Origin of the sequence: Mesorhizobium sp. B2-3-7 (assembly GCF_006442695.1) — a bacterium.
Taxonomy (GTDB): Bacteria; Pseudomonadota; Alphaproteobacteria; order Rhizobiales; family Rhizobiaceae; genus Mesorhizobium.
The window spans coordinates 586,954-610,977 of the sequence record NZ_VFVV01000001.1 but is presented as its reverse complement, the minus strand read 5'-3'; the positions used below and the strand labels follow the sequence as shown (position 1 = coordinate 610,977).

At 65.1% G+C, this 24,024-nt stretch carries 20 protein-coding genes; 14 read left to right on the top strand and 6 right to left on the bottom strand.

Translation table 11 applies throughout. The features are described 5' to 3' along the window. Positions 1-89: 89 nt before the first annotated feature. Genes FJ940_RS03075 through FJ940_RS03055 form a run of 5 tightly spaced genes read left to right on the top strand, consistent with a single transcriptional unit; the run spans position 90 to position 5,093 of the window. Complete coding sequence (locus FJ940_RS03075; RefSeq protein ID WP_140554670.1) at positions 90-968, top strand: N-acetylglucosamine kinase; 879 nt, start codon at positions 90-92, stop codon at positions 966-968. Continuing rightward, a complete protein-coding gene (locus FJ940_RS03070) occupies positions 965-1,747 on the top strand; it encodes a GntR family transcriptional regulator (protein WP_140491609.1) in 783 nt (260 codons plus the stop codon). The genes FJ940_RS03075 and FJ940_RS03070 overlap by 4 nt, the downstream gene beginning before the upstream one ends. Further along, entirely contained in the window at positions 1,744-2,796 is a 1,053-nt protein-coding gene (locus FJ940_RS03065) for an SIS domain-containing protein (protein WP_140491611.1), read from the top strand. The genes FJ940_RS03070 and FJ940_RS03065 overlap by 4 nt, the downstream gene beginning before the upstream one ends. Then, positions 2,793-3,971: an N-acetylglucosamine-6-phosphate deacetylase gene (gene nagA / locus FJ940_RS03060; RefSeq protein ID WP_140655196.1), complete on the top strand. Its 1,179-nt coding sequence runs from the start codon at positions 2,793-2,795 to the stop codon at positions 3,969-3,971. Before FJ940_RS03065 ends, nagA begins: the two co-directional genes overlap by 4 nt. Positions 3,972-3,980: 9 nt before the next feature. Then, a complete protein-coding gene (locus FJ940_RS03055; RefSeq protein WP_140655193.1) occupies positions 3,981-5,093 on the top strand; it encodes an NAD(P)/FAD-dependent oxidoreductase in 1,113 nt (370 codons plus the stop codon). Between the two features lie 79 nt (positions 5,094-5,172). Here the strand turns inward: FJ940_RS03055 and FJ940_RS03050 are convergent, their stop codons facing one another. From FJ940_RS03050 to FJ940_RS03030, 5 genes are all read right to left on the bottom strand, one after another. Beyond that, the gene (locus FJ940_RS03050; protein ID WP_140649584.1) at positions 5,173-6,702 is read right to left on the bottom strand and encodes a malonyl-CoA synthase; all 1,530 of its coding nucleotides are present in this window, start codon (positions 6,700-6,702) and stop codon (positions 5,173-5,175) included. A 208-nt stretch (positions 6,703-6,910) separates the two neighbouring features. Beyond that, the gene (locus FJ940_RS03045) at positions 6,911-7,657 is read right to left on the bottom strand and encodes a GntR family transcriptional regulator (protein WP_140493447.1); all 747 of its coding nucleotides are present in this window, start codon (positions 7,655-7,657) and stop codon (positions 6,911-6,913) included. Between the two features lie 416 nt (positions 7,658-8,073). Continuing rightward, positions 8,074-8,751, bottom strand: a complete 678-nt coding sequence (gene rpe, locus FJ940_RS03040; protein WP_140491619.1) for a ribulose-phosphate 3-epimerase — start codon at positions 8,749-8,751, stop codon at positions 8,074-8,076. A gap of 201 nt (positions 8,752-8,952) precedes the next feature. Continuing rightward, positions 8,953-12,714, bottom strand: a complete 3,762-nt coding sequence (locus FJ940_RS03035) for a hypothetical protein (protein ID WP_140655190.1) — start codon at positions 12,712-12,714, stop codon at positions 8,953-8,955. A 10-nt stretch (positions 12,715-12,724) separates the two neighbouring features. Further along, positions 12,725-14,953: a hypothetical protein gene (locus FJ940_RS03030; RefSeq protein WP_140655188.1), complete on the bottom strand. Its 2,229-nt coding sequence runs from the start codon at positions 14,951-14,953 to the stop codon at positions 12,725-12,727. Positions 14,954-15,295: 342 nt separating this feature from the next. Between FJ940_RS03030 and dnaK the strand changes: the two genes are divergently transcribed. From dnaK to FJ940_RS02985, 9 genes are all read left to right on the top strand, one after another. Then, on the top strand, positions 15,296-17,212 hold the full coding sequence (gene dnaK, locus FJ940_RS03025) for a molecular chaperone DnaK (protein WP_140514198.1): 1,917 nt from the start codon (positions 15,296-15,298) through the stop codon (positions 17,210-17,212). A 213-nt stretch (positions 17,213-17,425) separates the two neighbouring features. Beyond that, positions 17,426-18,556, top strand: a complete 1,131-nt coding sequence (dnaJ, locus tag FJ940_RS03020) for a molecular chaperone DnaJ (protein ID WP_140491627.1) — start codon at positions 17,426-17,428, stop codon at positions 18,554-18,556. Between the two features lie 210 nt (positions 18,557-18,766). Further along, the gene (pmtA, locus tag FJ940_RS03015; RefSeq protein WP_140625262.1) at positions 18,767-19,372 is read left to right on the top strand and encodes a phospholipid N-methyltransferase PmtA; all 606 of its coding nucleotides are present in this window, start codon (positions 18,767-18,769) and stop codon (positions 19,370-19,372) included. Positions 19,373-19,594: 222 nt separating this feature from the next. Continuing rightward, complete coding sequence (locus FJ940_RS03010) at positions 19,595-20,191, top strand: NADPH-dependent FMN reductase (RefSeq protein WP_140582725.1); 597 nt, start codon at positions 19,595-19,597, stop codon at positions 20,189-20,191. Next, the gene (gene pyrF / locus FJ940_RS03005) at positions 20,188-20,901 is read left to right on the top strand and encodes an orotidine-5'-phosphate decarboxylase (RefSeq protein ID WP_181165186.1); all 714 of its coding nucleotides are present in this window, start codon (positions 20,188-20,190) and stop codon (positions 20,899-20,901) included. Before FJ940_RS03010 ends, pyrF begins: the two co-directional genes overlap by 4 nt. A 29-nt stretch (positions 20,902-20,930) precedes the next feature. Next, positions 20,931-21,218: a DUF1330 domain-containing protein gene (locus tag FJ940_RS03000; RefSeq protein WP_140491638.1), complete on the top strand. Its 288-nt coding sequence runs from the start codon at positions 20,931-20,933 to the stop codon at positions 21,216-21,218. A gap of 277 nt (positions 21,219-21,495) precedes the next feature. Continuing rightward, positions 21,496-21,816, top strand: coding sequence for a helix-turn-helix domain-containing protein (locus FJ940_RS02995; protein ID WP_140491640.1), 321 nt, complete (start codon positions 21,496-21,498; stop codon positions 21,814-21,816). Then, positions 21,813-22,277: an SRPBCC family protein gene (locus FJ940_RS02990; protein ID WP_140582720.1), complete on the top strand. Its 465-nt coding sequence runs from the start codon at positions 21,813-21,815 to the stop codon at positions 22,275-22,277. The genes FJ940_RS02995 and FJ940_RS02990 overlap by 4 nt, the downstream gene beginning before the upstream one ends. 29 nt (positions 22,278-22,306) lie before the next feature. Further along, positions 22,307-22,723 (top strand): GFA family protein, encoded by a 417-nt coding sequence (locus FJ940_RS02985; protein WP_140563752.1) that lies wholly within the window; start codon positions 22,307-22,309, stop codon positions 22,721-22,723. A gap of 178 nt (positions 22,724-22,901) precedes the next feature. On the opposite strand, the gene FJ940_RS02980 is transcribed toward FJ940_RS02985, so the two are convergent. Continuing rightward, positions 22,902-23,969, bottom strand: coding sequence for a D-alanine:D-lactate ligase-like protein (locus FJ940_RS02980; RefSeq protein ID WP_140524323.1), 1,068 nt, complete (start codon positions 23,967-23,969; stop codon positions 22,902-22,904). Between the last annotated feature and the right edge of the window lie 55 nt (positions 23,970-24,024).

Genomic DNA, 24,024 nt, shown 5'->3' with positions numbered 1-24,024 from the left:
GTGAAATACGCTCTAATCTTTTTTGCAGCGGAAATTAACCCTTGGCTATTGGTATTTTATTGGTATTATCGGCCTGGAGGAGAAATCACGTGAAATTCGTGCTTGGCATCGATGGCGGCGGCACCAGTTGCAGGGCGGCCCTGGCAATGGCGGACGGCACGGTGCTCGGCCGCGCCAAAAGCGGCGCCGCCAACATCCGCACCGACCTGACCGGCGCCCGGTCGAACATCGTCGAGGCGGCGCGGCAAGCCTTTGTCGCGGCTGGCCAGGATCCGGACCTGATCCCGCAAACACCGGCCATTCTCGGCCTCGCCGGCGCCAATGTCGGCACCTACCGGCAGCAGCTCGAGGCGATCCTGCCGTTCAGCACCAGCCGCGTCGAAACCGATGCCGAAATCGCGCTGGAAGGCGCGGTCGGTTCCGGAGACGGCGCCATGGCGATCCTCGGCACCGGCACCGCCTATATGGCGCGCAAGAACGGCAAGTCGCGTGCCATCGGTGGCTGGGGCTTCCAGGTCGGCGACCAGGGCAGCGGCGCCCGCATCGGCCGCGACCTGCTCGAACAGACCCTGCTTGCCCATGATGGCGTGCGCGCGCGCACGCCGCTGACCGATAGCATGATGGCCGTCTTCCGCGACAATCCGGAGGATGTGGTCGAGTTCACCACCAATGCCAAGCCCGGCGATTTCGGCGGCTTCGCCCCCAAAGTGTTCGAACACGCCGAAAAGGGCGACGCGGTCGCCAACTGGATCCTCGACAAGGCGGTCGCCGATGTCGAGGCCTCGCTCGGCGCTCTCGATCTCGCGGCAGACGCGCCGCTCTGCCTGCTCGGCGGGCTGGCGCCGCTCTACGCGCCGCGCTTGTCGGCACGCTACCGGGCGCTGCTTCGGGAGCCGCTCGACGATGCGCTCGGCGGCGCCGTGCAGATGGCGGTCCGCCTGTTCGCGCCGAGGGGAGCGGCTCGATGAGCGACGCCGCCGACCAGATCTTCGCCGCGCTGAAACAGTCCTCGCAAAGCGGTGCGCCGCTCTACCTGCAACTGCGCAAAAGCATTGAGGATGCCGTCAATCGCGGCCTGATCGGGCCCGGCGACGCGCTGCCTTCCGAGCGCGACATCGCCATCAAGGCCGATATTTCGCGTGTCACCGTGCGTAAGGCGGTGCAGGACCTCGTCAAGGGCGGCATCCTGGTCCAGCGCCACGGCTCCGGCACCTTCGTGGCGCCGCGCATGGAGCGGGTCGAGCAGTCGCTGTCGCGGCTGACCTCCTTCACCGAGGACATGGCGCGGCGCGGCATGGTTGTGCGCTCGGCCTGGCTCGACCGCGGCCTTTACGCGCCCTCGCCCGACGAGATGATGGTGCTTGGCCTGTCGTCGAACGAATTGGTGGCGCGCGTGGCGCGCCTGCGCATCGCCAACGACACGCCGCTGGCGATCGAGCGCGCCTCGCTGTCGGCCAGCGTGCTGCCGGACCCCGCTGGAATTGGCTCCTCGCTCTACGCAGCCCTGGAATTGACCGGCAACAGGCCGGTGCGCGCGGTGCAGCGCATCTCGGCCGCCAATCTCGGCGACGGCGACGCGCGCCTGCTCGAAGTGCCGCCGGGCATTGCCGGCCTGCACATCGAGCGTATTTCCTATCTGGCGAGCGGCAAGGTGATCGAGTTCACCCGCTCCATCTACAGGGGCGACGCCTATGATTTCGTCGCCGAACTGCGGCTGACAGGGCCGAGCGAAGAGGGCCGACCATGACGACCGAGCCGAACAAATCGACGGAGCCGACCCATATGCGGCGCGAGATCGAGGAGATCCCGCAAGCCGTCGCCCGCCTGCTCGACGGTTCCGGTGCCGTACTTTCCGAGGCCGGCCGCGGCATTCGCGAGCGCGACCCGCATTTCGTCGTCACCGTGGCGCGCGGCTCGTCCGACCATGCCGCTACTTTCATGAAATACGCGGTCGAACTCACCGCCGGTCTTGCGGTGGCTTCGGTCGGCCCTTCCATCGCTTCGATCTATGGCCGCAAGCTCAGGCTCGGCGGCTCCGCCTGCCTGGCCATCTCGCAGTCGGGCAAGAGCCCCGACATCGTCGCCATGGCCGAAACCGCACGGGCAGGTGGCGCGCTGACCATCGCCGTCACCAACACCGCCGATTCACCGCTGGCGCGCGCCTCGGACCATGCGATCGACATCCTGGCCGGGCCCGAGCGCAGCGTCGCGGCGACCAAGACCTTCGTCAATTCCGCTGTCGCCGGCCTTGCTCTGATGGCGCATTCCACCGGCGACGAAGCGCTTCTCAAGGCGCTTGCCCGCTTGCCCGAGCATTTCGGCAAGGCGATCGCCTGTGACTGGATGAGCGTGCTCGTCGAAACGATCGAAAAGCAGAAGTCGCTGTTCATCCTCGGCCGCGGCCCATCCGCGGCGATGGCTAACGAAGCGGCGCTGAAATTCAAGGAAACCTGCGGCATGCATGCCGAGGCCTACAGTGCTGCCGAAGTCATGCATGGCCCGCTGGCGCTGATCGGCCCCGATTTTCCGGTGCTGGCCCTGGCCGCGCGCGACGCATCCGAACCGTCCGTGGCCGAAGCCGCCGACAGCCTGGCGGCCAAGGGGGCGCCGGTCTTCGTCACCTCGATGCTGGCGAACAAGGCCACACGCCTGCCGCATGTCGCCACCGGCCATCCACTGACCGATCCGCTGACGCTGATCGTCTCCTTCTACGTGTTCGTCGAGGCCCTTGCGCGCCACCGCGGCCTCGATCCGGATACGCCGCGCAACCTTCGCAAGGTGACGGAGACCGTATGAGCGACCGTTTCGCCCTGACTGGCGCCCGTATCTTCGACGGCGACGACTGGCATCACGGTCATGCCCTCGTCGTGCGCGACGGTCTGATCGAGGCCATCCTGCCCACCGGCGCGCTTGCCGCGGATATGCGCCGCGTCGACACCGGCGGCGGCATGCTGGCGCCGGGCTTCGTCGACATCCAGGTCAATGGCGGCGGCGGCGTCATGCTCAACGATCATCCCGATGTCGCCTCGATCGAGACCATCTGCCGGGCGCATGCGCCGTTTGGCACCACCGCACTGCTGCCGACGCTGATCACCGATACAGCGGATATCACCACCGCGGCGATCGCCGCCGGCGAGGCGTCGGCACTGCGGAAAGTGCCGGGGTTCCTCGGACTGCATCTGGAAGGTCCGCATCTGTCGATCGCCCGCAAGGGCGCGCATGACCCGGCGCTGATCCGGCCGATGACGGACAAGGACGAGGCGATGCTGATCGCGGCGCGAGGCAAGCTCCCGGTGCTGCTCACCACGATCGCACCCGAATCCGTCGAGGCGGCCCGTGTGGCCGCCTTGGCCAAGGCCGGCATCATCGTCAGCCTCGGCCATTCCGACACCGGCTACGCCACGGCCAAAGCCTTCGCCGAGGCCGGCGCCAGCGTGGTCACGCATCTGTTCAACGCCATGAGCCAGATCGGCAATCGGGAGCCGGGACTGGCGGGCGCCGCCATCGACGTCGGCAGCCTGTCCGCGGGACTGATCGCCGACGGCATCCATGTCGATCCCGCCACCATCGCAATAGCGCTGCGGGCCAAACAGGGGCCGGGCAGGATCGTGCTGGTCACCGACGCCATGGCGACGATCGGCACCGACATGACCTCCTTCACGCTCAACGGCCGCACCATCTACCGCAAGGACGGCAGCCTGCGGCTTGCCGATGGAACGCTGGCCGGCGCGGATCTCGACATGATCTCGGCTGTGCGCTTCACTCATCGCAGCGTGGGCGTGGAGCTTTCCGAGGCCTTGCGCATGGCGTCTCTCTATCCGGCGCAGGCGATCGGCCAGTCGCACCGGCTCGGCCGCTTCGCCAAGGGCACCGCCGCCGACATCGTTGCGCTTTCGGACGATCTCGACATCAAAAGGGTCTGGATCGGCGGCGACAAGGTTTTTTCGACCAGCGCCGGCGGGCAACGGTGAAAGCCGGCAATGCCTGACGTCGATTGCGTCGTCGCCGGAGCCGGCGTCGTCGGGCTCGCCATTGCCAGGGCGCTCGCCTTGTCGGGCCGCGAAGTGCTGGTTATCGAAAAGGCCGCCTCGATCGGCACCGTCACCAGCTCGCGCAATTCGGAAGTCGTTCATGCCGGGCTCTATTACGCGCCCGGAAGCCTGAAGACGCGTTTCTGCGTCGAAGGACGCGAACGGCTCTATGCCTATTGCCGCGAGCGTGGCATCGGCCATCGACGCACCGGCAAGCTGATCGTCGCCGTCGGACCGGGCCAGCTGCCTCGGCTCAATGCAATCCGGGCCAATGCGGAACAATGCGGCGTCGACGACCTCGACTTGCTGACCGCCGCGCAAGCAGAAAGCCTCGAACCGGCGCTGAGCTGCGCCGGGGCGCTGCTGTCGCCGTCGACGGGCATCGTCGACAGCCAGGGGCTGATGCTGTCGCTGCGCGGCGACGCGGAGGCGGCCGGTGCGTCGTTCGCCTTCCTGACCGCCGTCGCAGCGGCGACGGTCGAGGCCGACGGGATTCGTATCACCACGCGCGATGGCGACGGCGAGACGTTCGCGTTGAAAGCCGGCGCTTTCGTCAACGCCGCAGGGCTCGACGCGCAGGCGCTGGCCGGCCGCATCGAAGGGTTCCCGCAAGAGCTCGTGCCGCCGCTCTGGCTGGCGCGCGGCAACTACTTTTCGCTTTCGGGCCGCTCGCCATTCTCGCGGCTGATCTATCCAGTGCCGGTCAATGGCGGCCTGGGCGTGCATCTGACCCTCGATCTCGGCGGCAGCGCCCGCTTCGGCCCAGACGTCGAATGGATCGGCCAGGCGGACTATACGGTGGATCCCGGCCGCAGCGCGGTCTTCTATGACGAGATCCGGCGCTATTGGCCGGATCTGAGGGACGGCGCCCTGCTGCCGGCCTATGCCGGGATCAGGCCGAAACTGTCGGGCCCGAACCAGCCGGCGGCCGACTTCATGGTGCAGGGTCCGGCCGACCACGGCGCGGGCCGGATCGTCAACCTGTTCGGCATAGAGAGCCCGGGCCTGACGGCAAGCCTGGCGCTGGCCGAGCATGTCGTCGGTCTCTTGTTCCCCCGATAGTGCCCAGGCGATCGCACGAAACTGTTCGCGATGCTCCCCGTCCAAACAAGCGGGATGAGGTATCCTTGCCTGGATCGACTTAGCTGGCGGGACTGCTTATGGAAAAAAGATCCTTGTAGGTATCGCGCAGCAGATTCTTTTGCACCTTGCCCATGGTGTTGCGCGGCAATTCGTCGACGAAGACCACGCGCTTGGGATGCTTGTATTTCGCCACGCGCGCGGCAATGGCATTGAGTATCTCGGCAGCGGTGACGGTCGAAGCCGGCGAGCGAACCACGACGGCCGTTACGCCTTCGCCGAAATCGGGATGGGCAACGCCGATGACGGCACTTTCCAGGACGCCGTCAAGCGCGTCGATCTCGCTCTCGAGCTCCTTGGGATAGATGTTGTAGCCGCCCGAGATGATCAGGTCCTTGCCGCGGCCGACGATGTGGACATAACCGTCGGGGTCGATCATGCCGAGATCGCCCGTGATGAAGAAGCCGTCGGCGCGGAATTCCGCTTTGGTCTTTTCCGGCATGCGCCAGTAGCCGGAGAAGACGTTCGGGCCCTTGACCTCGATCATGCCGACCTCACCCCGGGCAAGCGGCCTGCCAGTGTCGGGGTCGGCGATGCGCAACGACACGCCAGGCAAGGGAAAGCCGACGGTGCCGGCGCGGCGCTCGCCATCATAGGGGTTCGAGGTGTTCATGTTGGTCTCGGTCATGCCGTAGCGCTCGAGAATGGCGTGGCCTGTGCGCTCGCGCCAGGCCCTGTGCGTCTCGGCCAGCAGCGGCGCGGAGCCGGAAACGAACAGGCGGATGTTTCTTGCCGCCTCGCGGGTCAACCCGTCCTGCTGCAAGAGCCGGACATAGAAGGTCGGCACGCCCATCAGCGCCGTGGCGTCCGGCAAGAGCGAGACGATGCGCCCTGCGTCGAATTTCTGCTCGAACAGCATCGAGGCGCCGGCCATCAGGATGACGTTGGTGGCGACGAACAGCCCATGGGTGTGGAAGATGGGCAGTGCGTGGATCAGCACATCGTCCGATGTGAAGCGCCAATAGTCGACCAGCACGCGCGCATTCGAGGCGAGGTTCTCGTGGCTGAGCATGGCCCCTTTCGAGCGGCCGGTCGTTCCCGACGTGTAGAGGATCGCCGCAAGATCGTCGGGACCGCGCGCGACGTCGTGGAAGTCGGGCGATTGCCGCGACGCCTGGTCCGCCAGCGATCCTTGCCCCTTGCCGTCGAGGGTGACGGCAAGAGCTCCGCATTTTTGCGCCAGGGCGTCGATGTCGGCTACCCGTGCCGGATCGCAGACGACCAGCCGGGGCTCGGCGTCGCCGAAGAAATAGGCGAGTTCGGCCAGCGTATAGGCGGTGTTGAGCGGCAGGAAGACGGCGCCGGCGCGCAGGCAGGCGAGGTACAACAGCATGGCTTCCGGGCTCTTCTCGACCTGCACCGCGACCCGGTCGCCGGGCTCTACGCCGAGTTGCAAAAGCGCGTGCGCCAGTTGCGCCGAGCGCGCCAGCATGTCGCCATAGGTCAGCACGCGGCCGTCATCCGTCCGCATCAACAGGCGTCCGGGCTTCGGCATCCGGGACCGGAAAATGTCGAACAGATGATTGCTCATGAGGTCTTCCTGCGTCTGGCGGAGAAAGGCATGCATCGGACGGAGCCGGGCCTGTCTTCCGGGTCGGCCGCTTTGCGCGGCGCCAGACTGTTGGCGGTTCTTGCCGACCCGTCAAGCCCGCAAGGGCGGCTCCACGCGGCCGCCATGACCATGCCGCCGGGCGAAAGCGGAAGGCTTTGGCGGTAAAAGGCTGGGGCGCGATGCGGCGCTACCGTGGCGTGCGCTCGGCCCTGGCGCTGGCCGGCTCTGATGCTTCGACCTGCTTGAAGCGCTCCATGCACATCGCTGCCGTCAGGCGATAGTGATTGAGCAGGGCTTCGACCGCGGCGTCGGCATTACCGTCCAGCGCATTTTCCGCGATCAGGCGGTGCTCCGCAAAATCGTCGCGCTGGACGCCTTCGCCGTTACTGGCCATTCGCCGGTAGCGGTAGGCGTGATCGGAAAGCTGGTCGCAAAACCCCACCAGCCATCGCGACCGGCAGGCCGAGATCAGCGCACGGTGGAAAGTGCGGTGCAGTCTCTCCCAGTCCGGATTGAGCGACGACAGATCCGTTGGCATGAGACGTGAGGTGCGCCCCAACCGATGCAACGCCAGAACCAGCTGTTCTTCCCATTCGGCGGTGCGGTGGGCGATGGATTCGCGAAGCGCCCGTTCCTCGAGCCAGCAACGGGTACGTGTCAATTCCTCGAGCTCTGCCGCGCTGACCGGCATGATGAAGAAGCCTCGCTGGTCATGCCGACCGAGAAGCCCTTCCGAAGCCAGGCGATTGAGAGCCTCACGAACCGGGGAAGCGCCGGCGCCATATTTGGAAACAACCCACTCAACCCGCAGCTTGCTCTCGGTTTCAAAGGCGCCCCGCAGAAGATCGGCACGGAGTTGATGATAGACAGTGCTGGCGAGCGTACTCTTCGAGCCTGTGCCGTCGTCATTCAGATTGGCAGCTGCGTATGTCAAAATCGGCTCCTTGTCCCCAAATCTGGTCCTGGGCAATTCGAGTCCGAGAAACAGTTCCCTTTCCGTACACGTACCCTTCCGCGCGCGCCTCGACGCGCTCAAGCGGGAGATCGCGTCATTGTACTTTAGAACAAAGAAATATGCACGATCCTATATCTGGTCGAACGAAATCGTGTTCGGCTACAACCGGCGGAAATTTAACGTGTTTATATGCAGGATCACCTGTTCTTCCGTGCCTCCGCGCGAACCTCTTTTCCGTCGCGCGCAAAAGACACCGAACAGTGGGACCGAATCAGGCCTTTTATCCTGCCCATGGCTTTTGTCGCGGGGCCAGCCGCAGCGAAGCGCGCAGTGCAGGCCCCCGGGGTTGACCACGTGGGGAGATCCTGGCCTCCATCGGTTCTTGTGCGGTGCTTTTAGCCGGCTGCCTTGTCGGCCGCCGTCCTGATCGCCTCTATATTTGCCCGGTACGCTTCCACGCTGCCGCCCTTGAAGATGGCGGCGCCGGCCACCAGCACATCGGCGCCGGCGGCGGTCACCAGCGGCGCGGTTTCGGGCGACACGCCGCCGTCGATCTCGATGCGGATCGGCCGGCCGCCGATCAGCGCCTTGACCCGCCTCACCTTGTCGACGATTGCCGGAATGAAGGCCTGGCCCCCGAAACCCGGGTTGACGGTCATGATCAGGATCAGGTCGAGCCTGTCGAGCACGTATTCGATCGCACTTTCCGGCGTTGCCGGATTGAGCGAAACGCCGGCCTTCTTGCCGAGATTCCTGATCGTCTGCAACGAGCGGTCGAGATGCGGCCCGGCCTCGGCATGCACCGTCATGCCGTCGCAACCGGCCTCGGCGAAGGCGGCCAGATAGGGATCGGCCGGCGCAATCATCAAATGGCAGTCGAAGAAAGCCTTGGTGCGATCGCGGATCGCCTTGATCACCGGCGGGCCGAAGGTGATGTTGGGGACAAAATGGCCGTCCATCACATCGAGATGGATCCAGTCGGCGCCGGCTGCCGTGACGGCTTCGACCTCGTCGCCCAGCTTCGAAAAGTCCGAAGCCAGCACCGAAGGTGCGATCAAGGTTTTTTTCGTCATGATGACGGGGCCTTTCCGAGCGCCTTTTTCATCTGATCACTGCCTAAAGCGCAGCCGCTGACTTGTCGAGGGTGCGAGCTTGGCGGTTCCACAGCTGGGGTAGTGCGGCGTCCTCTTCGTGTTGCAGCTTCAGCCTGCCCGGCCACGAAGAACCCCGCCGGATTGCTCCGGCGGGGCTTCCGATGTGCCTTCAGGCGATGGTTACTGCTGCTGGAGATTCAGGATTCTGTTTGGAGCCGTATCCTGCTGCTGTTCGGACTGCGGCCTGCGCCGTGGCAGAACCTGCTGCAGCAGCATGCCCGGGTTGAGTTCCAGCGAGGGCTGCCCGCGCACCGGCCTGCAGTTTGGATAACGGCCGATCATGCCTTCCGGGCAACGCCGCCTGAAGATCGGCTGGCACTGGCCGTTGACCATTTGCGAGCCCGGCGCGCATTCGCTCTCTTGCCTGGACCGGCGGCATGCGCCGTCGATCACCCGGGTTCCACGCGGACAGACACACTCGCCGCGCTTGTTGTGGATCTGGCCGCGAATGTCGCACTGCTCCACATCGGGCTGCTTGCGCCGGCACACTCCATTGCGCAGCTCGGTCCCCCTCGGGCAGACGCAGTCGCCATTGGCGTCGTGGACCTGGCCGCGGATGGTGCATTGCTCAGGCTCCGGCTGGAGAGCCCGGCAGGCTCCCTTGCGCAGTTCCGTCCCTCGTGGGCAGACGCAGTCGCCGTCCGCGCCGTGGACCTGACCACGGATGGTGCATTGCTCGGGCTTCGGCCTGTCGCGTACGCAGGCGTTGGCATCCCGATCGAGATGCGTGCCCTTGGGGCAGGTGCAGCCATCGCCGTCCGATGTCGGCACCGATCCCGGTATCGCGCAGCCCGGCCTGGATGTCTTGACGCAGGCGCCATTCTCCAGCTCGGTCCCGCGCGGACAGACGCAGCGTCCATCCTCTGTGCGGACCTGGCCCTCGAGCAGCACGCAACGCTTTGGCTCCTTCGGCGGGATGATGACGCCGCCGGACGAGCACTGGCCGTTGCGATAGGTGGTGCCTTGCGGGCAGACGCACCGGCCGGCGTCGTTCATGACGAAGCCTGCCGAGCATTCCTTCTTCGTCTCATGGCTGATGGCGAAGGGATGGCAGGCATAGGCCTTGTCGCGATTGCCCTGGGTATTGGCCTGGTCGCGGGAAAGCACATCTCCGCCGCCCTGCACCCGCGTGTCGGGAGAGAGCACGCCGACGCAGTTCTGGCCGTTGACGCTGCCTTGCAGATTGGCCAGGCGGCTGTCGTCGGGGATGACCACGGTAACCTTGTGGACACGGCTTTCGCCGGCGCCAAGCGTCAGGTCGGCGATGCAGGACGCAGGCAAGGCCGCCGGTTCCGGCGAGCAGCCGAAGGGCGGCTCGATCGAGGTGATCGCGACGCCTTCCAGCCGGCCGAGGCCTTCGACGCCGATCGCATCGCCGATGCGGACCGGGCCGGAAAATTCCGCCGGGCCGTCGTTGGTGATGGTGATCTCGAACGAGCAGGGTTCTCCGGGCCGGCACTCGCGGTCGCCGGTCTTCTCGACGCGGATGGACGAGACCCCGCCGCCCTTGGCGCAGGCCCGGCCGACCGGATGGACGACATCCTCGCCCTGCGCCGGGCCGTAGGAGCCCCGCGCGCAATTCTCGAACTCGCCGTTGGCCGAAACCGTCACGTCGAAGTGCCTGCTGGTTCCCGGCGTCATGACGGCGCCGGGAATCTGGCACGCCAGCGTGTCGGCTGGAACCGGCCCGCACGCCCATTCCGCGCCGTCTGATGTGACGGTCTGGATCTGGACGGGCGCGCCGCCCGACACCAAAGTGGCGGCATCGTTGACCCGCACCGGACCGGTGGGGGCAGCCGTGCCGGCATTGCTGGCGGTGATGCGGCAGGAGACGAAAGCGGCACCCGCCAGCGAACCGCCGCATGTCTTGGTGATACGCAGGACAGGCTGGCCGCCATTGGGACGAGGGATGCGTTGCTTGGCGCAGGCCCGGTTATTGGTGAAGTCGGTTTCGCCGGGGATCGGTTTCACCTCAGCGCAATTCTCGACCGTGTCCGACCGGTAGCCGGCCGGCACCACCGCCTTGACGACGATCGCCGTCAAAGCGCCCGGCGGCAGCGAGACGCCGGCATTGTCGCAACGGAACTGGCCGGGGCCGTTCGGACCGCATGTCCAGGGTGGGCTCGGGCCAAAGGTCGAGGAGGCCGGCGCGCCCCCGGGATAGGTGTCGACCACGGTCAGCGGCCCGTTATAGGTCGAGGTGCCGTTGTTGATGATGTCGATGACGAAGCTGCACACGCCATCGGCGGTGCAGGCTTCCGCGCGGGCACGCTTTTTCAGGATCAGGTCGGCCTTCTTCTCGACCGGCGGCCGGCAGTCGCGATCGCGATCGCCACGCCGGCAGATCGGGATCGAGGCGCAGCCACGGTCGTTGGCCTGGCTGCCGAACAGCGGCTTGCCGCTGGCGGCATAGTTATAGGCGGCACAGTTGCGCAAGCTGCTGCCTTGCCAGCCGCCAGCCGGCTTGAAGCCGAACTCCAGGTCGATGAAAGCCCCCGGATTGAGCGTGGTCACCGGATGGGTGCACGTCATCGGGGTGGCGCCGGGCACACAGATCCAGGGCGGATTGGGTCCCGAATCGAGCGTCGAGCCCGCCGGCAGCGTCACCTCGTCGAGCACGATCTTGCCGTTATAGGGCGCGTCGCCGACATTGGTGACCCGGATGCTGAAGTCGCAGCCGCCGCCCATGGTGCAGCGCGTGACATCGGCGCGTTTCTCGACCTTCAGGTCCGGTTCCCTGTCCTTGGGCGGACATCTCTGGTCGCGCGGGATGACGATGTCGATGGTCTGCGTGCAGCAGAGCCCCCAACCCTCTTTCGGCCCGGCATAGATCTCGATGCCGGTGACGACGAGGTGGATGACGTCGCCGGGCGAGGCGCCGACGATCTTCCAGTTCAGCACACCGCCGCCGGCCGGCACCTTCTGTGTGTCGGGGACGATGGTGATGCCTGGCGTGGCGGTCGAAAGCTGCACCCACTTGCCGCCCATCTCGGGACCGACAGGCATATGGTAGATGAACGCGCCGCCGCCGGGCACGCAGTCGACCGTGCCGCGCTCCACCTTGAAGCATTCCTTGCCCGGAGGCGGCGGTGGCGGCGGATTGCACTTGGTCAGGTCGATCCGCATCGAGGTCTTTTCGCCGGTGAGAAAATTGCCGTCGTCCGGCTTGCCCGGATCCTGTGAGGGAATGATGGTTCCCGTGCCGGTGCCGACGGTGACTTTGACCAGGCCCTGATTGTCGACCGTCGCCGGCGCGGGGAACGCCGCGTGGTCGATCCTGGCGGTGATACGGAAAGTGATGACGCGTTCGCCCGGTGCGCCCGAGCCGTCGAGATCGGAAGCGGAAATCCGGAAATCCGAAACCGTTGCCGTGTCGTTGGGGCCGGCCGAATTGCTGATGACGGCGCCAGGCAGAGGTCCGCCCGACGCATCGGTGCCGTCACCGGAGACCTGCATGTCGACGATTTGCAAGCCATGCGGGAGCTGGTCCTTGAAGTCGAGCCGGGCCCTCTGCAGCGAAGCCGACAGCCCCGGACTGGAGAAGGCTTGCGGGGCGCCGCGCAGGCCGAAGCTCAACGTGTAGAAGACATAGTCGCAGCTTCGCTGGCCGCCGGTCTTGGTGAAGAACGGCACGGCTCGTCCGGGCTCCGGATTGATGATGCGCAGATTGTCGAGCTTGAATTCCTTATCCGGGCTGGCGGCCTGGACGGTCTTGGCCGGAGCCGTGTCTTCGGCAAGTGCCGGCAGCGCCGGCAGCATGGCGACCGCGATACCGGCCGCCACCAGCCAGCGCGCAGCGCGCCTGGCAAAAGACAGGCGCCTCGTGTTCTTGACCGTTGCCTTGTCGGCGACGCCAAGCAGGGAGAGTGCGAGATTGTTCATCGTCCCCTCCTCAACGGTCGCAGCTGACGGCTGGCGTTCTGAGCGGCAAGGTCATCTTGCAGCAAGGGTAGTAGCCGCCCTTGTCCTTGTCGGACTTCCTGTAGAAGCAGAGTCCGACATCGACCGTGTCGCCCGGATCGTGGCCGGTGATGCCGATCGTGTATGGCTTGCCAGGCACATGCGACATGGGCGAGGTCACCCCGACGCCTGGCGTCCTGGATTGGGCTTTGATCGAATCGCCCCCGAGGCCGGCATGGTCATGGAGATAAAGGTCCGCCTCGAGCCCGCGCGGTGTGCAGAAATACCTGACATCGTCGACATCGAGACAAGGGGGCAGGTTGCCGGGCGGTTGGAAGTCCGGCGGATAGAACGGTGGCAGATAGCCGCCCGGGATTTCCTCATAATAGCCGGCGCGGCCCTCGCAGGGATGCCAGACGGCGACGTCGCCGACATGGCCTTCCACTTCCGGGTCCTCGAAATAGCCGTCGAAGTCGACGAACCGGGAGCCGAAAGGCGGCACATTGGCCGGCTTGACCAGCTCCCTGGGCGTGATCTGCACGCCATGCACGGCGAGCGGCCCGCCAGCGGCGAGCCGCTCGGCAAGAGCCGGATTGTCGCGCAATTTATCGCCGGTGTTGACCAGCGTCCGGGTGCAGGCCGACGTGTCGAGATCGCCCTCGGCGTCGTAGCCATATTGCAGGTCCAGCCCGCCGGCCGACTGCCTGAAACCTTGCGGGAAGCCGACGGCATATTCCTGCGGCGCTTCCACCCAGACCGACTCCGTTGCCGGATCGTCCGGGTTTTCGCTGAAGTAGCGGATGACCTCGCCCTTGCCGGAATCGGCGAGCTGGCTGTAGTCGTAGCGGTTCTCGACCGGGCCGCGCTGGGCCAGGTACATGAAGCCGCTATCGTCGAAGGCGATGTCGGTGACGGCGTAGTCCTTGTCGGCCTTGACCGTCAGCTCCCAACGGGGATCGCCGGCGAAGCGGCCATCGCGGGCAATGCCCACCGACCAGATCTCGGCCTTCTCGCCGACGGAATAATAGAGCCGGCCGCCATGATAGGCGACGGCCCAGACACGGCGCTCGTCCTGGGTGTAGCCCCAGGTCTCGGGGTCTTCCGTGTCGAAGGCCGCGCCCTGTATGTCCATGACGGCGCCATCGTCGGCGACCGGAGCCAGGCCATGCGCCGGGCGCCCGGCGACGCCATGGTCGAACGTGTCGACCAGCGCGCCATTGGGGTCGATGCGATGGATCAGACCGGTATCGAGGTCGGAGGCGAAGACCTGGTGGTGGATGGGGTCGAAGGTGAGATTTCCGATGCCGGGCCCGCTGTTGGTGTCGATGTCGGCGAATTTGGCGACCTGGCCGGTGATGCCGTCGACCTTCCAGATGGTGCCCGGCCCGCCGCCGTTCTCGGTGCCGAACTGGCCCTCCATGAAGGCAGCGCCTGCCATGCCGCGGCGCTGCCGCTCCGGACGCCCGTCATCGTCGGCGTCAGGCGTGACGATGCGGATGCCGTGCAGCGAGGTGGCGCCGGCATAGAGATTGGGAATGCCTGACGGGACGCCACCGCGCATGCCGTCATCATAGGTGAGGCCGAACACCTGGCCGATCTGGCCTGATGTCACCTCGAAAGGCGGCGGCGTGTAGACGAGCTGGCCGGAGGCCGGCCCGCCCAGGCTTGAAACGTCGAAAACGCGCAAGGTGGCGCGCGCCGTGTCGATGAAGGTCTCGTCAATCGGATCGACGCCGGGCGGCAGGCCCCCCTTTTCGGAATCTGAAGAGTCGAAATCGGGAATGACGGTGCCGGAAAATCCGGTGACCGCCATCGAGCCGGGATAGATGATCCGGGTTTCCTGCGCCCGCGCGGGGCCGCCAAGCCACAGGCCGGCGATCAGCGCCAGGACAAGAAAGGCGCTGGCGGCCTTCGCCACGCCGCCCAAACGGCCGGCACGAGAGGGCGCGAACCGGCGGTGATCGCGAGACATGGAACTCCCCCCGAAGTCTAACGGAGAACCAACCGATCCTGCCGCGCAAACCAGCGCAAGGCGCGGCGTTCCAGCACGTTCGTCCCCGATCGAATTGTCTGCTTTCCTCATAATTACGATACGCCTGCTCCTGTGCAGGGTCAACGGAACCAGCGGAAAGCCAAGCGCATCGACCCTGTCGCGAAGACGATGGTCGCGCCGAGCTCCTGTTGGTCGGGGAGGCCATGGCGTCCCTGGGGTGCTGGTCATGGTGGCTCCCTTTCCCGTGGCCGCATCATGCGGCGCCTGAGCGTCAGTCGCACGCGGAGGCGGAAAGGTTCACTGTGGGGCCCGGCTATTCTTTCAGACGCCGCGAAGCGGGCGGACGCGATGCCTCGGGCGCAGGCGTAATCGGGCCGTTTCGCCATCCGCTGTCGAGGATGGTGGAAGCCTTGCGCAGAATGCTTGCGCCCGATGCCGCCTGTTCTTATATACGCGCCAAGCCGTCCAGCGCCGCAACAGCGGTTGCCGAACGGGATTTCTTGTGAACAGGGGCTTTCGTCGGAACGCCTTACGGGTCCTGAGAGCCTGCTTAGCGGAGAGACTAGAAAAATGGCAAAAGTAATCGGTATCGATCTCGGCACCACCAACTCCTGCATCGCCATCATGGACGGCAAGGAGCCGAAGGTGATCGAGAATGCGGAAGGCGCGCGCACGACGCCTTCCATCGTCGCCATCTCGGGCGACGGCGAACGTCTCGTCGGCCAGCCGGCCAAGCGCCAGGCGGTCACCAATCCTGAAAACACCATCTTCGCGGTCAAGCGCCTGATCGGCCGCCGCTATGACGATCCGGTGACGGAAAAGGACAAGAAGCTTGTCCCCTACAAGATCGTCAAGGGCGACAATGGCGATGCCTGGGTCGAGGCCGGCGGCAAGAAGCAGTCGCCCAGCCAGATCTCGGCCATGATCCTGCAGAAGATGAAGGAAACGGCGGAAGCCTATCTCGGCGAGAAGGTCGAGAAGGCGGTCATCACCGTTCCCGCCTATTTCAATGACGCCCAGCGCCAGGCGACCAAGGACGCCGGCAAGATCGCCGGCCTCGAAGTGCTGCGCATCATCAACGAGCCGACCGCGGCTGCCCTCGCCTACGGCCTCGACAAGAAGGACGGCAAGACCATCGCCGTCTATGACCTTGGCGGCGGCACGTTCGACATTTCGGTGCTCGAGATCGGTGACGGCGTGTTCGAGGTGAAGTCGACCAATGGCGACACCTTCCTCGGCGGCGAGGATTTCGACATGCGCCTGGTCGAATATCTGGCGGCCGAGTTCAAGAAGGAACAGGGCATCGACCTGAAGAACGACAAGCTTGCCTTGCAGCGCCTCAAGGAGGCTGCCGAGAAGGCCAAGATCGAGCTGTCGTCGACGACGCAGACCGAGATCAACCTGCCCTTCATCACCGCCGACGCCACCGGGCCCAAGCACCTGACGCTGAAGCTGACGCGCGCCAAGTTCGAAAGCCTGGTCGAAGACCTCGTCCAGCGCACCATCGATCCGTGCAAGGCGGCGCTCAAGGATGCCGGCCTGAAGGCTGGCGAGATCGACGAAGTGGTGCTGGTCGGCGGCATGACCCGCATGCCCAAGATCCAGGAGATCGTGAAGCAGTTCTTCGGCAAGGAGCCGCACAAGGGCGTCAACCCCGATGAGGTCGTCGCACTCGGCGCCGCCATCCAGGCCGGCGTGCTGCAGGGCGATGTCAAGGACGTGCTGCTGCTCGACGTGACCCCGCTGTCGCTCGGCATCGAGACGCTGGGCGGCGTGTTCACCCGGCTGATCGAGCGCAACACGACGATCCCGACGAAGAAGAGCCAGGTGTTCTCGACGGCTGAGGATTCGCAGTCGGCCGTGACCATCCGGGTCTTCCAGGGCGAGCGCGAAATGGCCGCCGACAACAAGGCGCTCGGCCAGTTCGACCTGGTCGGCATTCCGCCGGCCCCGCGCGGCGTGCCGCAGATCGAGGTCACCTTCGACATCGACGCCAACGGCATCGTCAATGTTTCGGCCAAGGACAAGGGCACCGGCAAGGAGCACCAGATCCGCATCCAGGCCTCGGGTGGCCTTTCGGACGCCGACATCGAGAAGATGGTGAAGGATGCCGAAGCCAATGCCGACGCCGACAAGAAGCGGCGCGCGCTGGTCGAGGCCCGCAACCAGGCCGAGGCGCTGGTGCATTCCTCGGAGAAGTCGCTGAAGGAATATGGCGACAAGGTCTCGGAAGCCGACCGCACGGCGATATCGGACGCGATCGCGGCGCTGAAGACCGCTACCGAGGGTGACGACGCAGCGGAAATCGAAGCCAAGAGCCAAGCGCTCGCGGAGGCTTCGATGAAGCTCGGCCAGGCCATGTACGAGGCCTCGCAGAAGGAAGCGGCGGAAGCCGATGCCAAGGCGGACGCCGCCAAGGACTCGGATGTGGTCGATGCCGATTTCGAGGAAATCGACGAGGACGACGACAAGAAGAAGTCGGCCTGAACCGGCTGACGGCAAGATAAAGCGGAAAGCCCGGCGCAAAGCCGGGCTTTTTTGCAACCCTGGCAGAAAAAGTGCGGAAAAAATCGTCGAAAAGCACGAACAGCTCCGCACCGGCCCTAGCATCCGGGCTGCGCCGATCCTAAATCGTGGCAACGTGCCGGCAAACGACGCAACACTGCATGAAGACGTTGAGCATCCGGACAGCGGGAAAAAATGAAAGCTGATTTCTACGAAACGCTGGGCGTGCACAAGGGTGCCGACGACAAGGAACTGAAGAGCGCTTTCCGCAAGCTCGCCATGCAGTTCCACCCCGACCGCAATCCGGGCGACCATGCCTGCGAGCACAAGTTCAAGGAAATCAACGAAGCCTACGAGACGCTGAAGGATCCGCAGAAGCGCGCGGCCTATGACCGTTTCGGTCACGCGGCCTTCGAGCAGGGCGGCATGAACGGCGGCGCACACGGCTTCGGCGCCGGCGGCTTCGCCGACATTTTCGAGGACATTTTCGGCGACATGATGGGTGGCCGCCAGCGCCGCTCTTCCGGCGGCCGCGAGCGCGGCGCCGACCTGCGCTACAACATGGAAATCTCACTGGAAGAGGCGTTTGCCGGCAAGACCGCGCAGATCCGCGTGCCGGCCTCGATCTCCTGTTCGGAATGTTCGGGAACCGGCGCCAAGCCCGGAACCCAGCCGGTCACGTGCTCGATGTGCAACGGCCACGGCAAGGTGCGCGCCACGCAAGGCTTCTTCTCCATCGAGCGCACCTGCCCGCAATGCCAGGGCCGCGGCCAGACGATCAAAGATCCGTGCCCGAAATGCGCCGGCCAGGGCCGCGTCACCGAGGAGCGGTCGCTGTCGGTCAACATCCCAGCCGGCATCGAGGACGGCACCCGCATCCGGCTTGCCAATGAGGGCGAAGCCGGCTTGCGCGGCGGGCCGTCGGGCGACCTCTACATCTTCCTCGCAGTCAAGCCGCACGAATTCTTCCAGCGCGACGGCGCCGACCTCTACTGCAAGGTGCCGATCTCGATGACGACTGCCGCCCTTGGCGGCTCGTTCGAGGTGACGACGCTGGACGGAACGCAGACCAAGGTGAAGGTGCCGGAGGGCACCCAGAACGGCCGCCAGTTCCGCCTCAAGGGCAAGGGCATGCCGGTGCTGCGCCAGCCCAATGTCGGCGACCTCTACATCCAGACGGCGGTCGAGACGCCGCAGAACCTGTCGCGCCGCCAACGCGAGCTGCTGGAGGAATTCGAACAGCTCTCCTCACAGGACAATTCCCCCCAGTCGAGCGGCTTTTTCGCCCGCATGAAGGACTTTTTCGAGTCGTTCGGCGAGCGTTGATCGACGGCCTGTGCGCGTGTGGCTTGCCTTGCCGGTGTCGGCGCTGCGCCTCACCTGCCGGGCGGCCGACACGCGCCGTGAAAACCGCAGTAGGCGCGCATTTTTAGACGCGACGAAAACTATCTTATCCACGACATAGGCATGACCCTGCCTTGCCTTGGGCGGCTTAGGTGTTAAGTAGCTCTCAGGGGAGCGCTGAGGAGAGCTTGCATGACACGTGGTCCGGGACTGCGGAAGGCGCTTGCCGAAAAGTTCGATGACGAGCTGAAGTTCTTCAAGGGCTGGATCGACAAGCCGAAGACGGTCGGCTCGATCGTGCCGACCAGCTCCATCACCGCCCGCAAGATGGCTTCGATCGTCGACCCGAAGTCCGGTCTGCCGGTGCTCGAGGTCGGGCCCGGCACCGGCGTCATCACCCGCGCCATCCTGGCCCAGGGCGTGAGGCCTGAAAACCTTTACGCGGTCGAATATTCCACCGACTTCGTGCGCCATCTGCGCCGGCTCTACCCCGGCGTCAACGTCATTGAGGGCGACGCCTTCAATCTCAACGCCACGCTTGGCGACAAGAGCGGGATGATGTTCGATTCGGTGGTCTCGGGCGTGCCGCTGCTCAACTTCCCGGTCGCCCAGCGCATCGCCTATATCGAAAGCCTGCTCGACCGCATTCCGGCCGGCCGCCCGATCGTGCAGCTGACCTACGGCCCGATGTCGCCGATCCCGCCCGGCCGCGGCGACTACACGGTCAAGCATTTCGACTTCATCATCCGCAACATCCCGCCGACGCAGCTGTGGATCTACCGGCGCGAGGCGCATTAGGGATTGCGAAGCCGACCGCGAATGTCTTCGAAAGTCGTCATCCTGCGGCTTGTCCCGAGGATCTGCCGCATAGCGGTATCAGATGCGGTGGGCATTGGGACGAAAATGTCTGACTTGGATGCGTTGGCAGATCCTCGGGGCAAGCCCGAGGATGACGCTTTGTCTGATCTGCATTGATTTGAGCGGGCTCTGGCTGTACCTGTCCGGGAACAAGGTTGGCCAATGGCAGTGATCCCAAAAATCCTCGTCTTTGCCGGCTCGGTCCGGGCCGGGGCCTTCAGTGGCAGGACCGCCGACGTGGCGCAGAAGGAACTTGCGGTGCAAGGCGCCGAGGTCACTCGCATCTCGCTTGGCGACTATCCCTTGCCGATCATGGATGAGGATCTGGAGAAGGAAAAAGGCGTTCCCGAAAACGCCCTGAAACTTGCCCGGATGATCATTGCCCATGACGGGCTGCTGATCGCCACGCCCGAGTATAACGGCTCCATTCCGCCGCTGCTCAAGAACACGATCGACTGGGTGAGCCGGGTGCGCAGGGATGGCGGCCGTGCGGTGAGGCCGTTTGCCGGCAAGGTCGCCGGCCTTAGTTCGTCTTCCAGCGGACACTTCGCCGGGATACGCTGCATCAATCATCTGCGCGCCGTGCTGGTGCGTTGCCAGATGGAGGTGGTGACGCCGGAATGCTCGGTGCCGGAAGGCGGCAACGCCTTCGACGAGGACGGGCGTTTCAAGGACGAACGACTGCACCGAACCATGGAGCACCTATGCCGCACGCTGATCGAAACCTCGCGCATGCTGTCGACCCGGGTCGAGCCGTGATCGCCAACGCCATGCAGACCGACACAATGCGCGAAAGGCTGATCGTCGGCCTCGACGTGCCGAGCTTGAAAGAGGCCGAGAAGGCGGTACGCGAACTCGATGGCGTCGTCTCCTTCTACAAGATCGGCTACCAGCTCGCCTTCGCCGGCGGGCTCGATTTCGCCAGGGAGCTCGCCAGCGCGGGCAAGAAGATCTTTCTCGACATGAAGCTGCTCGACATCGACAACACTGTGGCCAAGGGGGTCGAGAACATCGTCAAGATGGGCATGACCATGCTGACGCTGCATGCCTACCCGAAGACCATGCGGGCGGCGGTCGAGGCGGCGAGAGGCAGCGAGCTTTGCCTGCTTGCCGTCACCGTGCTGACCTCGATGGACGAACAGGACGTGATCGACGCGGGCTACGAATACGACCCGCACACGCTGGTGCTGCGGCGCGCGGAACAGGCGCTGCATGCCGGCATGGGCGGCATCGTCTGCTCGGCCGCGGAAACAGAGGCGGTGCGCCGCATCGTCGGGCCCGACATGGCGGTGGTAACGCCAGGCATACGCCCCGCCGGCAGCGACCATGGCGACCAGAAGCGCGTGATGACGCCGGCGGATGCCATCCGCAGCGGCTCCAGCCATCTGGTCGTCGGGCGCCCGATCGTCGCCGCGGCGGACAGACGCGCGGCGGCTGAAGCCATCCTCGACGAAATGCGCTCGGCATAATTTCCAACGAACGGCTTCGGAGAAGAAGGATGCCCAAGGGATACTGGATCGCCCGCGTCGATGTGCGCGACGCGGAAGGCTACAAGGATTATGTCGCCGCCGCCAAGCCGGCCTTCGAGCGCTTCGGCGCGAAATTCCTGGCGCGCGGCGGCGAGCATGAGAAGGCAGAAGGGGCCGGCCGCGCGCGCAACGTCGTCATCGAGTTCGAGACGCTTGCCGCCGCGCATGACTGCTACCATTCACCTGAATACCAGCGCGCCGCCGCCATTCGCCAGAAGGTCGCCGACGGCGAGATCGTGCTGGTCGAGGGCGTCTGAGGCTATCCCGGCCGGCATCAGTGCCGGCCGCGGCCTTTGCACGAGTCCTGAGGTTCACATCCCGCAGCCTGGCCCAGCAGGCGGCGCCCCGCCCGGTTGTCTTTGAGCGACAACCGGCACAGTCGTTCGACAACGGCCACGACATGGCTGACGCATAATCCCTTTAGCAATCGCGTCCGAACAGCCCTTACACGGGGGTAATTTTGATGCCGGCCGATCGCGGGTTGACATGCAGGTATTTACCTGCATATTATGGCTTCACATCAGAGTGAACCCGATGGACGCGGACAAGGTTTTCAAGGCGCTGGGCGACCCGACACGCAGAAGGCTGCTTGATCTTCTGTGCGAGAAGAACGGGCAGACGCTGGGCCAGCTTTGCGAACATCTCGATATGGCCAGGCAATCCGCCACCCAACACATCGACCTGCTGGAGGCGGCCAATCTGGTGAGCACGGTCAAACGCGGCCGCGAGAAGCTGCATTTCATCAATCCCGTGCCGCTGCACGAGGTCTACGAGCGCTGGGTGCGCAAATTCGAACGCCAGCGGCTCAGCCTGCTGCATGACCTGAAACAGGAACTCGAAGGAGAAGACAAATGACCGCAGAGACGACCAGCTTTGTCTACGTGACCTACATCCGCTCGACGCCGCAAAAAGTGTTCGAGGCCATAACCAGGCCCGACATCGCACGGCGTTACTGGGGCCACGAGAACGTCTCGGACTGGAAGGCGGGATCGAAATGGGAACATATCCGCGCCAATGACGAGCGCACCGTCGAACTGGTCGGCAAGGTCGTCGAGATCTCGCCGCCGACCCGTCTCGTGATGACCTGGGCAAACGCTTCGCAGGCCGACGATGCGTCGAAATACAGCCGGGTGACGTTCGCCATCGAGGAATACGACACGATGGTGCGGCTGACCGTCAGCCATGACGAGCTCGAAGCCGGCAGCGGCATGGCGAAGGGCGTCAGCCAGGGATGGCCGGCGGTGCTGTCCAGCATGAAATCCTTCCTGGAGACCGGCAGTGGCATCGACATTTTCGCCAAGCCGAAATCGGCCTGACCAGCAAATCCGACTGTGGGAAAACGATAATGACCAAACGCTACACCGGCGGATGCGCCTGCGGTGCGATCCGCTATGAAACGAGCAGCGAACCCATCTTCGAGAACCACTGCCAATGCCACGAATGCCAGAAGCGAAGCGGCACGGGTCACAGCTCCTATCTGACCTTCCCCCGGCGAGCCGATGTGACGATAACGGGCGAAGCGAACACCTGGCGGGTGGCTGGCGACAGCGGCAACGAAAAGATCCACGCCTTCTGCCCGACCTGTGGAACGCCGGTCTACCTGACGCAAGTCGCGATGCCGGACCTGATAGCGGTCCACGCGACCAGCCTTGATGATCCCGGCCAGTTCAATCCGCAGGTGGTCACATATGCCATCCGCGGCCATGCCTGGGACATGATCGACCCATCGTTGCAGACCTTCGAGCGAATGCCGCAGGGATAATTCCGCCGGACGTCCATTTTCGCCGAGTAAGGTTGGATTTGCCGTCGCGCCGCTTAGAGCAGTTCACCGTTTCACGGGAAGCGGCGAGCCGCTCTATCTCTTTGTTTTTGCGCAATTCCCAAGGGAAAGCGCTACGCGCTTTTGCGGGGAAAACCGCACACACTTTTGTTGGATTGCTCTAGGCGCGACGATTCGGCCCGATTAGCCGGCTGGCGGCGGTTTCGGCCATGGCGTCGGCGAGCTCCAGGTTCCATTGCGACCGGCAATAGGCGCGGAAATCGAAGCAGGGCAGGCCGGGGCAGACTTCGAATTCTATGAGGTGAACGGTGTCGTCGGGCTCGATGCGGAGATCGATGGAGAACACGTCGCGCAGGCCGAGCCCGCTCATCAGCCGTTCGGCGATCGCGCGGACTTTTGCATCGGCGACCGGCTGGCTTTCGGCGACCGCAAGCAGCAGCGGCTCAGCGTATTTCCCTGCTGTCCTCGCCGCCTCGCCGGTCTCGCCGTAAAGCGCCAGGCTGTCCTCCATGGTCTGGAAATCGCCGCCGGACTCGACGAAGGCGACGCCGAGCGCTTCGACGCCGGTGTCCGGCGTCAGACCCAGGAAACTGGCGCGCGCGTTGCGGCCGGCGACATAGGGCTGGACGACGACGTCGTCGCGATAGGCGGCGAAAACACGCCGGCTAAGCTCCAGCGCGTGGCCGAGATCGCCGCAGCGCGACTCCGGCCAGATGCCGATCTTGGCGCCGAGCCGGTTCGGCTTGACGAACCAGCCGGCGGCGGAAACCGGCGGCTCGACCAGCCATTGTCCGTTGCGCGCCAGGCCGGCCCGCGGCACAGGCAGGCCGAGCGCGCCGAGCACGGCGCCGGAGCGAAACTTGTCCTGGCAGAGCGCGAACAGCGAATCCTCGGCGCCGATCGCCTTCAGGCCGTTCAGCCTGGCAAGCGCAGGCGCCGCGCCGCCCCGGAAATAGGCGATGCCGTCGGTCAGCGTCCAGACCAGCGTGGCCGCCGGGTCGGCCTTGGCGAGCATATCGGCGGCATCGTCCAGCTCCACCGCCGCGAAGCCGAGATCGCGTCGTTTGAAGGCAGAAGCGAGGGCGTCGAACTCATGCGCGAGATCGGTCGATTGCGCCAGGTAAGAAGCGATTTCGGCGGCACGCTCCGGCGGGTGGCCATCGGCGAGGAGCCGCTCGAGGCAGGCCTTTTCCGGCTCGTGGACGAGGATCAGCCTTAGGCTGGACATGACATGATTCCCAATGGTGCAATTCCACACCATCGCATGGCGAAGACGCCAGGCT